This window comes from Pseudoxanthomonas winnipegensis (genome assembly GCF_030322905.1).
GTDB classification, from domain to species: domain Bacteria; phylum Pseudomonadota; class Gammaproteobacteria; order Xanthomonadales; family Xanthomonadaceae; genus Pseudoxanthomonas_A; species Pseudoxanthomonas_A winnipegensis.
Window position 1 is genome coordinate 1,569,308 of the sequence record NZ_CP095475.1, and the last position, 15,491, is coordinate 1,584,798.

General features: G+C 70.1%; 12 protein-coding genes. 8 read left to right on the forward strand and 4 right to left on the reverse strand.

Annotated features, from left to right (window positions below):
- The 4 genes from lptD to MWN52_RS06990 form a co-directional block, all read right to left on the reverse strand.
- Window positions 1–2,430 carry an LPS assembly protein LptD gene (lptD, locus tag MWN52_RS06975; protein WP_130523604.1) on the reverse strand — a complete coding sequence of 810 codons (2,430 nt, stop codon included), beginning with the start codon at window positions 2,428–2,430 and terminating at the stop codon, window positions 1–3.
- 113 nt (window positions 2,431–2,543) lie between these two features.
- The gene (locus tag MWN52_RS06980) at window positions 2,544–3,452 is read right to left on the reverse strand and encodes a histone deacetylase family protein (RefSeq protein WP_130529370.1); all 909 of its coding nucleotides are present in this window, start codon (window positions 3,450–3,452) and stop codon (window positions 2,544–2,546) included.
- The gene (locus MWN52_RS06985) at window positions 3,449–4,012 is read right to left on the reverse strand and encodes a cob(I)yrinic acid a,c-diamide adenosyltransferase (protein ID WP_130523606.1); all 564 of its coding nucleotides are present in this window, start codon (window positions 4,010–4,012) and stop codon (window positions 3,449–3,451) included. The genes MWN52_RS06980 and MWN52_RS06985 overlap by 4 nt, the downstream gene beginning before the upstream one ends.
- A 16-nt stretch (window positions 4,013–4,028) precedes the next feature.
- A complete protein-coding gene (locus MWN52_RS06990; protein WP_286577206.1) occupies window positions 4,029–4,649 on the reverse strand; it encodes a hypothetical protein in 621 nt (206 codons plus the stop codon).
- A gap of 345 nt (window positions 4,650–4,994) precedes the next feature.
- On the opposite strand from MWN52_RS06990, the gene MWN52_RS06995 reads away from it, so the two are divergent.
- The 8 genes from MWN52_RS06995 to MWN52_RS07030 are packed head-to-tail and all read left to right on the forward strand — an operon-like array spanning window position 4,995 to window position 15,188.
- On the forward strand, window positions 4,995–5,474 hold the full coding sequence (locus MWN52_RS06995; protein WP_425608090.1) for a GspH/FimT family protein: 480 nt from the start codon (window positions 4,995–4,997) through the stop codon (window positions 5,472–5,474).
- A complete protein-coding gene (gene pilV, locus MWN52_RS07000; RefSeq protein ID WP_235872411.1) occupies window positions 5,471–5,956 on the forward strand; it encodes a type IV pilus modification protein PilV in 486 nt (161 codons plus the stop codon). The genes MWN52_RS06995 and pilV overlap by 4 nt, the downstream gene beginning before the upstream one ends.
- Window positions 5,953–7,146 carry a PilW family protein gene (locus MWN52_RS07005; RefSeq protein WP_130519220.1) on the forward strand — a complete coding sequence of 398 codons (1,194 nt, stop codon included), beginning with the start codon at window positions 5,953–5,955 and terminating at the stop codon, window positions 7,144–7,146. Before pilV ends, MWN52_RS07005 begins: the two co-directional genes overlap by 4 nt.
- Window positions 7,136–7,615: a pilus assembly PilX family protein gene (locus tag MWN52_RS07010; protein WP_131660059.1), complete on the forward strand. Its 480-nt coding sequence runs from the start codon at window positions 7,136–7,138 to the stop codon at window positions 7,613–7,615. The genes MWN52_RS07005 and MWN52_RS07010 overlap by 11 nt, the downstream gene beginning before the upstream one ends.
- A complete protein-coding gene (locus MWN52_RS07015) occupies window positions 7,612–12,327 on the forward strand; it encodes a pilus assembly protein (RefSeq protein WP_286577209.1) in 4,716 nt (1,571 codons plus the stop codon). Before MWN52_RS07010 ends, MWN52_RS07015 begins: the two co-directional genes overlap by 4 nt.
- Before the next feature lie 18 nt (window positions 12,328–12,345).
- Window positions 12,346–12,759, forward strand: coding sequence for a type IV pilin protein (locus MWN52_RS07020; RefSeq protein WP_286577212.1), 414 nt, complete (start codon window positions 12,346–12,348; stop codon window positions 12,757–12,759).
- 45 nt (window positions 12,760–12,804) lie between these two features.
- Window positions 12,805–14,013, forward strand: coding sequence for a 2-octaprenyl-6-methoxyphenyl hydroxylase (ubiH, locus tag MWN52_RS07025; protein WP_286577213.1), 1,209 nt, complete (start codon window positions 12,805–12,807; stop codon window positions 14,011–14,013).
- The gene (locus MWN52_RS07030) at window positions 14,010–15,188 is read left to right on the forward strand and encodes a UbiH/UbiF family hydroxylase (RefSeq protein ID WP_286577214.1); all 1,179 of its coding nucleotides are present in this window, start codon (window positions 14,010–14,012) and stop codon (window positions 15,186–15,188) included. Before ubiH ends, MWN52_RS07030 begins: the two co-directional genes overlap by 4 nt.
- Window positions 15,189–15,491: the final 303 nt, after the last annotated feature.

A 15,491-nucleotide genomic window follows, 5' to 3' on the forward strand; every position in this document is an offset into this window, starting at 1 on the left:
TCAGAACGGATCGGAACCGGTGTCGTCGTTGTCGTCGAGATCCGGGGCGGCGACGCTGGGAGGCACCAGATACAGGTCGTCGCGGTAATAGCCGAGAATACCACGGCGCAAGGTCTTGTCCGTGTTCTGGCCCAGCGAGGACAGGCCCTTGAGCACGAACTCCATCTGGATCTGGTTGTCCGAATCGCCTTGGCGATTGCGCACGTAATGGCGGCCGAGCAGGCGCACGGCCAGGCAGCAGCTGTCCCACTGCACGCCGCCGATCGCTTCCAGCACCTTGTTGTCCTGGAAGGAGTAGTAGTAGCGCCCGACCACGCTCCACACCGGGTTGATCGGGTAGAGGAAGGACAGGTCGGCCTGCTTGAGCAGGTCGCGGCGGTAGCGGTAGGACAGGTTGACCACGCCGTCGTTGCCGATCAGATAGCGCGAACGGAAGCTGATCAGGTCGGCGCGGCTGTTCTTGGCGTCGTACTGGTAGGACGCGCCCAGCGTCCAGCGGTCGGTGGGCATGTAGTTGGAGTCGACGATCCAGGCCGACTTGCCCTTCTCGATCGGCTGCGAGTTCTGGTTCAGCAGGACATTGGAATCCTCGAAATAGAGGATCTGGCCCAGGCTGATGTTGAACTTCTCCAGGCCGTCGGTCTGGCGGATGCTGCGGCTGGTCAGCGCCAGGGTCAGCTGGTTGGCATCGGTCTGGCGGTCGGCGCCGGAGAAGCGGTTGTCGCGGAACAGCTGGCCCCAGCTATAGGTCATGTCGCCGGTGTCGAACAGCGGCAGGTTGTTCTGGTTGCGGTAGGGCACGTTGAGGTAGTACAGCCGCGGCTCCAGCGTCTGCAGGTAGGGCGTGTCGCCCCACTGCGTGTCGCGGTCGAAGAACAGCCCGGCGTCCACCGTGGCGATGGGCGTGGAGCGGGTCGGCGAGCGGTCGCCGCCGAGCTGGTCGGCCAGGCCCTGCTCCAGGTGATAGGCGGTGTAGCGATAGGCCAGGCCCGGCTCGATGAACCACGCCGCGCCGCGCAACGGCAGCGACACATAGGGCTTGAGGTCCAGGCGGCTGCCGCCATCCTTCTCGCTGTGGTCGAAGCGGCTCAGGTCGCTCTTGAAGCCCACGGTCAGCCAGTCCAGCACCGGCCGGTCGTAGTTGAAGAACAGCCGCGGCAGGCTGTTGTAGGGCAGGGTGGCCTTGTCGACGGTGTAGTCGGCCGAGGTGTAGGTGATCGTCTCGGCGCCGGCGTTCCAGTACTGGGAGCGCCCGTAGATGCCCACGGTGCTGGTCAGGGCCGAGGTGGCATAGCCGTAGCCGCCGTTGGTGCCGTTGGAGATGCCGCCGTTGTCCTCCAGATAGCGCGAGTCGCTGATCCAGGAGAAGTCGGCGCGGGCCTGCCAGGTGCTGCTGAGGTCGTGATGGCCGCGGAAACGGAAGAAGCCGCGGTTCTTGTCCTGCAGCGGATCGTTGTAGATGTTCTCGTCGCCGCTGCCGGGCAGGGCGTTGGCGTAGTCGCGGGCGCGGCGGCGGACCAGGTCGTCGCTGGGCATCCAGGCGCCTTCCAGCTTGCCTTCGCCGCCGTGGTAGAGGTAGCGGAACTCGCCACCGAACACCACGCCGCGGTCGCTCATGTAGCGCGGATACAGCGTGGAGTCGTAGTTGGGCGCCAGGTTGAGGTAGATCGGCTGCTCGTAGCTCAGGCCGTTCTTGCCCGACAGGCCCACGCGCGGGAACAGCAGGCCGGTCTGGCGGCGGTCGTCGATCGGGAACTTGAACCAGGGCGCGTACAGGATCGGCACGCTGCCGATGCGCACCACCGCGTGGTGCGCGGTGGCGAAGCCTTCGTCGGTGTTGACGTCGATCTCGCGCGAGCGCAGGTACCAGCGCTGCCAGGCCGGGTCTTCCGGGTCGCAGGTGGTATAGGTCGAGCCCATCAGCTCGCCCTGCGGGCCGACCATGTTGATCGTGTCGGCCACGCCGTTGCCGCGGCGGGAGATCAGCTGGTACTGCACGTCCTCGATATGATGCGAGTCGTCGTTCTGATTGCCGCTGGCACGCTTGGCGATGACGCGGATGCCCGAGTCCTGGTAGCGCACGTTGCCGTCGGCGGTGTAGGTGCCTTCTTCCTGGTTGAGGAAGAGGTTGTCGGCATTGAGGAACTGATCGCCACGGATCAGGCGCACATTGCCCTGGTAGTTGGCGGTGCCGTCGATGTTGTTGCCGTTGAGCGTGTCGCCGGTCACATCGGTGGGCAGCAGCTGGCTCTGCTGGCGCTGGGCGGCCTGGTCCTTCGGCGCGACGGCGGCAGGCGCCCCGTCGAAGGCGGGGATCGCATCCTGGACCGGGCACAGCGCGTAGCTGACGGGTTTTTCATCCGCGGCCATGGCCGGCAGGGCCAGGGCAATGCTGAACGGAATGGGCAGCAGGCGAAAGGCTCGGCGCACGCGTTGGGGAATCCGGACGAAAAACGGCCGTTAGCTTGCCGTATCGGGATGGACGGGGCAATGAAGACGCGCCGACAACGGCCGGCTCGGGTTCAGGGCAGGCCCGGCGGCCGTCAGCGCAGCGCCGCTACGTGCGCGCTGGCGCACTCGCGCAGGGCGTCCAGGTCGTAGCCGCCCTCCAGCGCCGAGACGATGCGGCCGCCGGCGTGGGTCTGCGCGATCTGGCGCAGGCGCCGGGTGATCCAGTCGAAATCCTCGGTGTCCAGCATCAGGTCGGCCAGCGGATCGCGCATATGGGCGTCGAACCCGGCCGAGATCATCACCAGCTGCGGACGGAAGGCCTCGATCGCCGGCAGCATCCGGTCCTCCCACAGGTTGCGGAAGGCGAAGCTGCCGCTGCCCGGCGGCAGCAGGGCGTTGAGCACATTGCCGACGCCGCGTTCGGACGGGGCCCCGCTGTAGGGGAACAGCCCCGACTCGTGGCTGCTGAAGTAGGCCACCCGCGGGTCGTCCTGGAAGATGGCCTGGGTGCCGTTGCCGTGGTGCACATCGAAATCCACCACCGCCACGCGCTCCAGCCGGTGGTGCTCGCAGGCATAGGCCGCGCCGATGGCGATGTTGTTGAGCAGGCAGAAGCCCATCGCCGTGCTGGCGGTGGCGTGGTGGCCGGGCGGGCGCACTGCGCAGAAGGCGACCGGGTCGCGCCCGTCCATCACCGCATCGACCGCGGCGATCACCGCCCCGGCGGCACGCAGCGCCGCGGCGCGCGAGCCCGGGCTGACCACCGTGTCCGGGTCGAGCATCACATGCCCGCTGAAATCGTGTTCCATCACCGCCTGGATGTGCTCGGGCGTGTGGACCCGGCGCAGGTCGCCGAGCTTGGCCGAGGGCGCCTCCCGCCAGTCCAGGTCGCCGTGGTCGCGGCGCAGCGCCTCGAGCACGACCTCCAGCCTGGCCTGGCGTTCGGGATGCTCGGGGCCGGGGTCGTGGCCCAGGCAGGCCGGGTGGGTCAGGATGATCACGGCGCGGCGAGCCGGCGCCGGTGGTCCCACAGCACTTCGCCGGCGCCATCGGCGCGGGCCAGCACGCGGGCGAGCACGAACAGCAGGTCCGAGAGCCGGTTGAGATAGCCGATCGCCTCCGGCCGCACCGGCTCCAGGCGCGACAGCGCCACGGTCTCGCGTTCGGCCCGGCGCACGATGGTGCGGGCCAGGTGGCAGCGCGCGGCCGCCTCACCGCCGGCCGGCAGGATGAAATCCTTCAGCGGCGGCAGGTGCTCGTTGTAACCGTCCAGCTGGCGCTCCAGCGCGTCCACGTCGGCCGCGGTGATGGCCGCATGGCCCGGGATGCACAGCTCGCCGCCCAGGTCGAACAGCTGGTGCTGGACCGTGGTCAGCAGCGCCTGGATGTCGTTGGCCACGCCGGGCGCGGCCAGCACCACGCCGATGGCCGAGTTGGCCTCGTCCACGGTGCCGTAGGCGCTCACCCGGGCCGAATCCTTGCCGGTGCGGCTGCCGTCGCCCAGGCCGGTGGTGCCGTCGTCTCCGGTCCGCGTATAGATGCGCGACAGGCGGTGTCCCATGCGCGGCGCGCCGGCTTCAGCCGGCGGTGCGGTCCTGCGGTCGGGCCAGGCGCACGACCTGCTGCACGCCCACATGGACGATCACGCCCAGGCCGACGTAGATGGCGGTGCTGCGCAGGAAGGGCCAGAACCAGTCGGAGTAGTTCTTCCACCAGCCGGCCAGCGTCGCCGGCTGCGGCACGCTGTCGCTGAGCCAGTAGAAGCTGCCCTGGCTGATCAGGTGGCAGACCGCCACCGAGGCCACCAGCGCCACCACGGCCACGCCGAGGGTGCGCTCCTGGCGCAGGCGGACGGCGGCGCGCGCGGTCAGGCTGCCGCCGAGCCACAGGGCCATATAGGCCGGCACCAGGCACCAGTAGGCCGGCGAGACGCAGTAGTGCTTCCAGAACTCCAGGCCCTGGCCGGTGATGACCGCGTAGTCCACGCCCACCGCCAGCGCCATGAACAGCGGGAAGGCCCAGCGCGACCAACCGCGCAGGTAGAACCCGGCCATGAAGAACACCGCCCAGGAGGCGTCTGGCAGCGCGCCGATGTGCGTGGACAGCGCCGGCAGGTGCAGGCGGGTGGCGATCATCACGGCGGCCAGCAAGGCCAGGATGGCCGCGCGCGGGCCGGTACGGGTGGGGAGCGGAGTCATGGTGGCAGTCTGGTGCATGAACGGCGATTCTACCGTGCGCGTCCTCAGGCGTGGGGGCGCCCTCCGTTCGCGGCGCGCCGCCGACCGCTCATCGGTGTCGCGGGCGCGCTCCTGCCGTTGCTTGCCCGCGCTGCGTGCCGGCGACACATGCCGCAAAAGACGGACATCGGCCGCGGCTTGGCCGGGATTAGCGTGCGCCCGCGCTCGCCAAGCCGTGGAGGTGCCCGGCTCGTGCGCAGGGGGGGCATGCCGGTGGATGCTTGCGAACGGTTCGGAAGGGGGGCCAGGGCCTGGCGCGCGGGAGGATGGCGCGGTGGGAGCGCGGGCTTCACCCTGCTCGAGCTGATGGTCGTGGTGGTGGTGCTCGCCATCCTGGCGGCCATCGCCTTTCCCAGCTTCAAGTCGGTCATCCAGCAGGCCCAGCTGACGACCCAGGCCAATTCGCTGGTGGCGGGGCTAGCACTGGCCCGCTCCGAGGCCATCCGCACGATCCAGGCGTCCGGGCTGTGTCCCAGCACCGACGGCAGCAGCTGCGCGGCCGGCTGGTCCGGCGGCTGGCTGGTGTGGGACGACACCAATGGCGACGGCGTCCTGAGCGCGGGCGAGCCGGTGGTGCGCTACGAGGCCGGCAACGACCGGCTGCAGCTGAGCGGGACCGGCGGGGCGGTGGTGAACTTCGATTCGCGCGGGCGCCGCGCCTCCGGCGTGGATCAGGTGCTGAGCCTGCAGCCGGTGGACTGCGCGAGCGGCGCGGCGGGCCTGCGCCGCGACATCACCGTGGCCGCGACCGGCTCGGTGAAGGTGGTCTCGGGAGCCTGCTCGTGAAGGTCGTGACCTTTCCGGTGAGTGCCCGCGCTCGAAACCAGGGCGGCTTCACCCTGCTGGAGGTTCTGATCGCCCTGCTGGTGCTGGCGGTCGGACTGCTCGGCTTCGCGATGCTGCAGGTGGTCAACGTGCGCTACACCGAGAGCGCCAACTACCGCACCAAGGCCACGCAACTGGCCGACACCTTGCTGGACCAGGTGCGCGCGGATCGCAAGTCCGTCGCGGCCTACGCCACCACGTATACCGGGACCGCCGACGCCAGCGCCTGCGCGCTGGCGACAGGCGCGATGACCGCGGCGACCTTCAAGACGCTCTGGCAATGCCAGCTGGGGCGCGCGCTCGGGGCCGATGCCTCGGCCACCGTCACCCAGACGCCCAGCGGCGATGCGACGACGCTGACGGTGTCGATCAGCTGGACCGACGATCGCGGCAACGCCGCCTCGACTGGCCAGCAGGTCTTCAGCACGAGCACGACGCTATGAGCCGCCTTCGCCGGACATCGCGTTCCAGGCAGGCGGGCCTGTCGCTGATCGAGCTGATGATCGCCCTGCTGATCGGCTTGCTGCTGCTGCTGGGCGTGGTGCAGGTCTTCTCGGCCTCCAGCAACGCCTATCGCCTGGCCAAGGCGCAGGCGCGCCTGCAGGAGGGCGGGCGCTTCGCCATGGACTACCTGAGCCGGGACCTGCGCATGGCCGGGCACATGGGCTGCAGCAGCGACACCATCCTGACCCGCGACGGATCCTCGCTGTTGACCACGCGCACCACCTTCGGCGCCGGCGCCGACGCCGCGCTGCAGTTCAACTTCGCCGTGCGCGGCTATGGGGCGAACGGGACCACGCCGGGGACCACGGTGACCCTGAGCAGCACCCCCACCGTGGGCGGCAGCTTCACCCCGGCGCTGCCCGCGCAGATCGCCGCCGCCTTGACCAACCGCGTCGCCGGCAGCGACATCCTGGTGCTGCGCTATCTGGAAGGGCAGGGGCTGCCTATCGCCACGGCGGTCAACGGCGCGACCCCCACGTTCGCCATCTCGCCCAGCGCCGCGGACTGGACGCTGTTCAAGGGCGGCATCGCGGCGCCAGGCCTGTTCGGCATCACCACCTGCGACAACGCCATCGTCTTCCAGGCCGCCGCCGTGTCTCCGGCGGCGAGCGTGTCGGTGGGGGCGACGGCGCTCAATGCCGGCCTGGCCAACGTCAACTTCAAGTTCCCGCAGGGGGCCGAGCTGTATCGCGCCGAGAGCGAGGTGTACTACGTCGGCCTCAACAGCCAGACCCAGCGTCCATCGCTGTATCGGGTCCGCTTCACCGCCGCGCCGGGCGGCGCGCTGACCACCCAGTCCGAGGAACTGGTCGAAGGCGTGGAGAACATGCAGCTGCTCTACGGTCAGGATCAGGCCTCCGGCACCACGCCCAGCGGCGCGGTGACCCAACTGCTGACCTCGGCCCAGGTCGATGCCTCGATGGGCGATCCGGAGAAGGCCTGGCGCCGGGTGGTCAGTGTGCAGATCGGGCTGGTGATGGCCAGCCCGGAACCTGCGTCGGCCACGCAGGCCACGGCCGACAACCGCCTGACCACCCAGGGCGTCACCTTCATCACGCCGGACGATGCGCGCGCGCGCTCGGTCTACCAGTCCACCGTTACGTTGCGGAACCGCCTCTATGGAAACTGAGCGCAAGCTCCGTGCGCCGCGCACGCCGGGCCGGCAGGCCGGCGCGATCCTGTATGTCGCCCTGGTCATGCTGTTGCTGCTGGCCCTGCTGGGGCTGAGCGGCATGACGGTGGCCTCGATGCAGGAAAAGATGGCCTCCAACTACCGCCAGTCCGATCTGGCCTTCCAGAACGCCGAGGCGCAGGCCAGGCAGAAGGAGGCCGCGCTGAAGGCCTCGGCCCTCACGGTGACCAAGGACAGCACGGCCTGCACCTTCGATGCCCTGGCGTGGTCGCGCACGCAGGGCGCCGCCAATGCGGTGTACGTGCGTCGCCTGGTCTGCGACGCCACCACCGGCACCTCGAGCAACCTGGGGGCCACGCTCGACGCAAGTTCGGTCGGCAGCGCCTACGAGATCACCTCGCTGGCCGTCGACACGCCCTCCAGCCCGGCCGCGACCGCGGTCGTCCAGACGATCTACATCCCATGACCTCCCCGGACCTGCCCGCCCGCGCTCCGCTGCGGCTGTTGCGCGCCGTGGCCGCGATCGCGCTGCTGCTGATGGTGTTCATGCCACTGCTGGCGTCCACCAGCGACTTCGCCATGTCGCAGAGCCCGATGTATCTGGGCGACAGCGAGCCGCCGCTGATGATGATGGTGATGTCGCGCGACGAGCAGCTGTTCAACCGCGCCTACTCGGATTACACCGACCTGGATGGCGACGGGCGGATCGACACCACCTATACCGACACCTTCAGCTATTCCGGCTACTTCGATCCCAATCTCTGCTACGCCTACACCGGCTCGGTGTTCAAGGCGGCCGCCGCGGCCAGCGGGGCCAATGCGCACCAGTGCGCGGGGACCTGGTCGGGCAACTTCCTCAACTGGGCCACGATGAGCCGGCTGGACCTGCTGCGCTATGTGCTGTACGGCGGCAAGCGCAGCACCGACACGGTCGGCAGCAAGGGCGCCTACCAGACCATCCTCGAGCGGTCCTATGTGCCCAATGACCTGCATGCCTGGGTGAAGGTGTATTCGGGCAGCGACATCGGCCAGTACACGCCGTACACCTCCACCATGTCCTTCTGCAACGCCTCGCTGTCGGTCGGCGGGGCGCCGCTGATGCGCGCGGCCGCCGGCAGCTATACCGAATGGGCGGCCACCTCGAACAGCCAGTGCACGGTGGGCTCGACCACCGACGACCCGAGCAGCGTGAAGCAGGATTTCAGCGTCCGCGTGGACGTGTGCGACAACAGCGATGCCAGCCTGCGCGAATCGTTCTGCCGCAGCTACAGCGACGGCACCTACACCTACTACCGGCCTGCCGGGCTGCTGCAGCAGTACGGCGAGAGCGGCAAGCTGCGCTTCGGCCTGATCAGCGGTACCTACGACCAGCCGCGCGCCGGCGGCGTGCTGCGCCGGAACATCGGGCGCTTCGCCGGCAACGGTACCAGCGCCTGCGCCACCGGCGATGAGGTCAACACCCAGAACGGGCGCTTCTGCTACCTGATCGGCACCGCCGCCGGCGACGAGGGCATCGTCAAGGCGGTGGACAACTTCACGATCAGCTACAAGAACGGCGCCAGCACGGTCGGCTGGACCGGCTCGGTCTGGAACGACTGCGGCACCTACGGCATCCTCAACCGCAACGGCTATCCCGCCGGCGCCGGCAACGGCTATCTGAACGACCCGGGCAACAGTTCCGGCTACGCCTGCAGCGCCTGGGGCAATCCGCTGGCGGAGATGTACGGCGAGGCGCTCAAGTACATCGCCGGCGGCAGCAAGACCGCGGCCTTCGGCACCAACAGCAGCGCCGACAGCGCGCGCAGCATTCCGGTGGGGCTGACCTGGAAGGATCCCTACGGCGCGGCCTCCGGCAACGGGCTGGGCTATTCCTACTGTTCCAGCTGCAGCATCCTGGTGCTGTCCTCCGGCGTGCCTTCGTTCGACAGCGACGAGATCCCCACCGTCACCGGCAGGAGCAGCAGCCTCAGCCTGGATGCGGACTCGGCGACCAAGACCGTGGGCGATGACGAGGGCATCACCGGCGGCAGCTATTTCGCCGGCCGCATCACCAATACGCTGGCGGTGGGCGCGCCCGCGGACACCTATGCCGACTACTGCCAGTCGCAGACGGTGACCAGCCTGGGCAAGGTGCTGGGCCTGTGCCCGGATGCGCCTTCCACCGAAGGCAGCTACCGCATCGCCGGCCTGGCCTTCAAGGCGGCCACCACCGACCTGCGTCCGGACCTGGTGGGCAGCAACGGCAAGACCGCCAGCTACAAGAACGTGGTGCGCACCTACGCGGTGCAGATGGCCGAGAGCCTGCCCACCTTCAGGATTCCGGTCGGTGGCTCCTTCATCACCATCTCGCCGGTGTGCCAGGCCAACAACAATGGCTCGGCCACCGCGACCAGCAGCGGCTGGCGCACCTGCACGCTGGGCAACATCGGCGCCGGCAAGACCGCCTCACAGGTCTCGCCGCGCTACGTCTATGGTCGCGACCTGCAGTACGACGGCAGCGGCAATCTGGTCGCCGGCAGCTACAAGATCGTGTGGGAGGACTCGCTGTGGGGCAACGACCACGACAACGACGTGGTCACCATGCTCAGCTTCTGCGTGGGCAGCGCCTGCACCAGCACCGGTGGGGTCAACGATGCGACCTATACCGGCTACGACATCTGCTGGCGCTCGGATTCGGCCCTGTGCACCGGCAGCGGCGACAAGCCGGCGGTGGGTGGTGGCCAGATGATGCTGCGCGTCGAGCTGCTGTCGGCCTATGCGGGCAACGCGCTGCTCTCCGGCTTCACCGTGACCGGCTCCGGTGCCGACGGCACCTACCGCGATCTGCTGCGCCCGGGCAGCAACGATGGCTCCTACCTGACCGCCACCAGCGCGCAGTACGGCCGGTGGAGCCGGCCCAAGGTCTATCTGTTCAATACCGGCAGCGGCAATACCGGCGTGCTGCAGAACCCGCTGTGGTTCGCGGCCAAGTACGGCAACTTCACCGACCGCAACGGCAACGGCAAGCCCGACGCGGGCGAATGGGACAGCGCCACCAGCGGCACGCCGGATGGTTACTTCCTCGCGCGCGATCCGACCAAGCTCAAGACGCGCCTGCAGCAGATCTTCGATTCGGCCGCCAGCAGCGCGGTGGCGGTGTCCGGCAGTTCGTCCAGCAGCAGCATCGACAGCAGCGCGTTTTCGGTCTACGCCTCGTTCGCGGCGGGCAGCGACAACGACTGGACCGGCGATGTCATCGCCACCTCGCTGCAGACCAAGGCCCGGCTGTGGTCGGCGGCCAACAAGCTCGACGCCGTCGCCAGCCCGGACACCAGCCGCAACCTCTTCACCGCGATCGCGCCGACCCTGATCCGGGGCGATGGCAGCGTCAGCATGGCGGTCAAGACCGGCGCGCTGGTCTCGACCAACATCCCCGGCGGCTCGCGGACCGCGCAGATGGCGGCCCTGGGTCTGAACACCGGCGACAGCGATACCCAGGCCTGGCTGGGCAGCACCACGGTCGACAGCCTGCTGGCGTATCTGAAGGGGCAGAGCAACAGCACGCTGCGCACGCGTTCCTCGCGGCTGGGCGACATCGTCAATTCCGGCCCGGTGGTCTCGCTGCCGACCGACGACTACGGCTATGGCGCGGCCTGGGGCTCGGCCACGGGGCTGACCGGCCTGGCCACCAGCTACAAGGCCTTCCTGACCAGGAAGGCCGGCCGCACGCCGGCCGTTTACGTGGGGGCCAACGACGGCATGCTGCACGGCTTCGACGCCAGCACCGGCAACGGCGGCAATGAGCTGTTCGGCTTCGTGCCCTACAGCGCACGCCAGCATCTGGGCGAACTGGCCGACCCGGTGACCAGCACCACCAACGCCACCAGCGGCTTCCAGCATCGCTATTACGTCGACGGCCCGGTGTCGGTGGGAGATGCCTACTACGGCGGCGCCTGGCGCACCGTGGCGATCGGGTCCACCGGCGCGGGCGGTGCCAGCGAGACCAACGCCGGCACGCTGCCGCAGGGCTCGGTGTTCGCGCTGGACGTCACCGATCCCACGGCGGTCAGCGCGGCCAGCGTGCTGTGGGAGCTGTCCGGCCAGAACGATGCCAATCTGGGCCAGGTGCTCGGGTCGGCCGTGGTGGTGCCGGTCAAAACCAGCAGCGGCGTGCGCTTCGTGGCGATCTTCGGCAACGGCGCCAATTCGGTGAACGGCAACCCGGTGCTGTACGTGGTCGATGTCGGCACCGGCCAGGTGATCAGCAGGCTGGCCCCGACCGCGGGCGCGTACCTGGGCAAGAACGGCATCGTCAACGTGGCGGTGGCCGCGCTGGGCAACGGCCAGGGCCTGGCCGACACCGTCTATGCCGGCGACCTGCGCGGCAACGTGTGGAAGTTCGATCTCAGTGCCACCGATCCGACCGCGTGGTCGGTGGGCTTCGGCGGCAAACCGCTGTTCAGCGCCGTCGACGCGAACGGCAACGAGCAGCCGATCACCGGCCATCTGCTGCTGAAGGAGGCCGCCTCCGGCGCCGGCGGGGTCATGGTGTACTTCGGCACCGGCCGCTACTTCGTCAACGGCGATGCCTCCAGCGTCAGCGTGCAGAGCCTGTACGGCATCCAGGACAACCTGGGCACGCCGGTCGGCGGCCGCTCGGCGCTGGTCGGGCAGAGCGTCACCGCGACCAGCTCGCCCTCGTCCAACTACGCCGCGCGCGCGGTGTCGAGCAACCCGGTCAACTACGCCAACAGCCGCGGCTGGTATGTGGACCTGGAGGTCGGCTCGGATGCGCAGGGCGAGCGCTTCATCGGCACGCCTTATCTGCTCAGCGGCGTGGTGTATTTCGCCACCTATACGCCCACGGTGGGCAACAACTGCTCGGGCGGCGGCGAGAACTGGCTCTACGGGCTGGGCGTGCTGACCGGCGGCGGGGCGATGTCGGGACTGAGCGACGCCAACGGCAACGCGATCTGCACCGCCAGCTGCGGCGCGGTCAGCGCCAGCGCGTCCTCCAACACCTCGGCCACGGCCACCTCGACCGCGCCGGTGCTGTCGCTGGGCTGGCTGCGCGGCGTGGAAAGCGCGGGCACGCAGCAGACCGGCCAGTGCACGGTCGCCGGCATCGCCAACGGCAGCGTCACCGGCCTGTACGGCAGCGTGCCGTGCGGGCGTCAGTCCTGGCGTCAGCTGAAATAATCCGGGAAGAGAGGCGCAATGACGATGTCCAGCAAGCACGACCGCGTGCGCGGCTTCACCCTGGTGGAGCTGATGATCGTGGTGGCGGTGGTCGCCATCCTGGCGGCGATCGCCTATCCGTCCTATACGCGCTACGTGCTGCGCAGCTACCGGGCGCAGGCCAAGGCGGATCTGGCCGAGTATGCCGGCCTGGCCGAGCGCTTCCATACCGCCAACAACACCTATCTCGGTTTCGCCCTGCCGAACAACGCTTCGCCGCGCGAGGCCACCAGCCCGCGCTATACCCTGGTGCTGTCAGGTCAGGGCGCCAGCGCCTTCACCCTCACCGCAACGCCCACGCCGGTCCAGGCGGCGGACAGCTGCGGCGCGCTGAGCATCAACCAGGCCAACGTCAAGACCGCCTCCGGCGACACCGTCGCCAACTGCTGGTAAACGGTTCACCACAAGCCCGGATGGGTCAGGTCGTATCATGGCGGCATGAGTGCACGACATGATGTGGTGATCGTCGGCGGCGGCCTGGTCGGGGCCAGTCTGGCGATCGCGCTGGACCGGCTGGGGCGCGATGTCGCCCTGATCGAGGCGACGCCGTCGGGGCAGATGCCGGCGGTGTTCGATGAGCGCAATCTCAGCTTCGCCGCGGCCACGGTCAATGCGCTGACGGCGCTGGGCGTGATGTCCCGGCTGCACGCGCCCACCGGCGCGATCCGGCGCATTCACGTCAGCCGCCGCGGCGATTTCGGCCGGGTGCTGCTGGAGGCGGCCGATTACGGGCGCGAGGCCTTCGGCCAGGTGGTGGTCGCGCGCGACTTCGGCCAGGCGCTGGAAGAGACGCTGGACGCCTGTTCGCATGTGACCCGCTACCGGCCGGCGCGCTTCGTCGCGCTGGCCGGCCTGGCCGACGGCCTGCGCCGGGTGCGTATCGCCACCGACGCGGGCGAGCAGGAGCTGCGCACGCCGCTGCTGGTCGGCGCCGATGGCAGCGCCAGCAGCGTGCGCGACGCGCTTGGCATCGAGGCGCAGCGCCACGATTACGGGCAGCGCCTGTTCGTGGCGCGCGTGCGCACCAGCCGCGCCCCGGACGGCAGCGCCTGGGAGCGGCTGACCGACGACGGCCCGACCGCGCTGCTGCCGCGCGGCGATCGCCATTACGGGCTGATCCATGCGGTGCGCGAACACGACGCCGAGGCGGTCGCCGCGCTGGACGAGGCGGCGTGGCTGGCGCGGGTGCAGGCGGTGTTCGGCTGGCGCGCCGGGCGCTTCATCGCCAGCGGGCCGCGCAGCGGCTATCCGATCGTGCGCGTGCTGGCCCAGCGCACCGTCGCGCCGCGCGCCGTGCTGCTGGGCAATGCCGCGCAGACCATCCATCCGCTCGGCGCGCAGGGCTTCAACCTGGGCCTGCGCGATGCGCTGACCCTGGCCGAGCTGATCGCCGCCGGCGACGACCCGGGCGAGGACGCGCTGCTGGCCGACTACGCCGCGCGGCGCGGTCCGGACCGCGAGCGCACGCTGCGCTTCTCCGATGGCCTGGCGCGGCTGACCAGCAATGCGGCGCCGCTGCTGCGGCCGCTGCGCAGCGCCGGGCTGCTGGCCATCGACCGGATGCCGAGCCTGCAGTCGATGCTGGTCGGCGGGGCGATGGGCTTCGCCGGCGACGTGCCGGCGCTGTGTCGGGAGGCGGCGCCATGAGTCGCCGCGCCCGCAGCGATGTGATCGTGGTCGGCGGCGGCGTGGTCGGCGCGGCCTGCGCGTTGGGTCTGGCCCAGCGCGGGCTGGAGGTGGTGCTGATCGAAGGCCAGGCGCCGACCCCGTGGTCGGCGCAGGCGCCGGACCTGCGCGTCTACGCCTTCGCCCCGGACAACGCGGCCCTGCTGCAGCGCCTGGGCGTCTGGGACGCGGTGCGCCGCGCGCGTGCCCAGCCGTATCGCCGCATGCGCGTGTGGGATGCGGCCGGCGGCGGCGAGCTGATGTTCGACGCCGACCGCCTGGGTCGACGCGAGCTGGGCTGGCTGATCGAACACGGCCTGCTGGCCGATCGCCTGTGGGCCGCGCTGCCCGCGGCCGGCGTGCAGCTGCGCTGCCCGGCGCGGGTGGAGGCGATGGAACAGGACGCGGCCGGCGTGCGCCTGACCCTGGACGACGGCGCGCGGCTGGAGGCCCGGCTGGTGATCGCCGCCGACGGCGCGGCCTCCACCCTGCGCGAGCTGGCCGGGCTGGGCACGCAGGGCCACGACTATCGCCAGCGCGGCGTGGTCGGCTACATCCGCACCGAACGCCCGCACGAGGACACCGCCTGGCAGCGCTTCCTGCCGACCGGGCCGCTGGCCGTGCTGCCCTGCACCCAGGGGCGCAGTTCGATCGTGTGGACCTTGCCGCAGGCCGACGCCGCGCGCGTGCTGGCGCTGGAGGAGGACGCGTTCTCGCGCGAGCTCACCCAGGCCTTCGCCGGGCGGCTGGGCGAGATGGTGATCGATTCGCCGCGCGCGGCCTTCCCGCTGCGGCTGCAGCTGGCGCGTCAGTACGTCGAGGGCCGCCTGCTGCTGGTCGGCGACGCCGCGCACGCGGTGCATCCGCTGGCCGGGCAGGGCGTCAACCTGGGCCTGCGCGACGTAGCCGGGCTGCTGGACAACGTGGCCCAGGCCCAGGCGCGGCAGGCGCCGTGGGACGGCGCGCACCGGCTGCAGCGCTGGGCGCGCACCCGCCTGAGCGAGAACGCCGTGGCCGCCTACACCTTCGACGGCATCAACCGCCTGTTCTCCACCGACGAGCTGCACACCACCCTGGCGCGCGGCCCGCTGCTCGGCCTGGCCGGCCGGCTGCCGCCGCTGACCGACCTGCTGTGGCGACGTGCGGCGGGGCTCTGACGCGGCGCTGCTGTTGGTAGAGCGGAGCTTGCTCCGCTGTTCTTCGGCCAAGTCGCTTGGAGAGCCTCAGCGGAGCAAGCTCCGCTCTACAGGCATCCCCTTCACCCCGCCCTCGGCGGTGGGGGCGATGGCGTCGGCGCCGAGACTGTTGAGCGCGTTGCGGGCCGCGGCGGCGCTCTGACGCGGCGCTGCTGTTTGTAGAGCGGAGCTTGCTCCGCTGCTCTTCGGCCAAGTCGCTTGGAAAGCCTCAGCGGAGCAAGCTCCGCTCTACAGGCAGTCCCTTCAACCCGCCCTCGGCGGTGG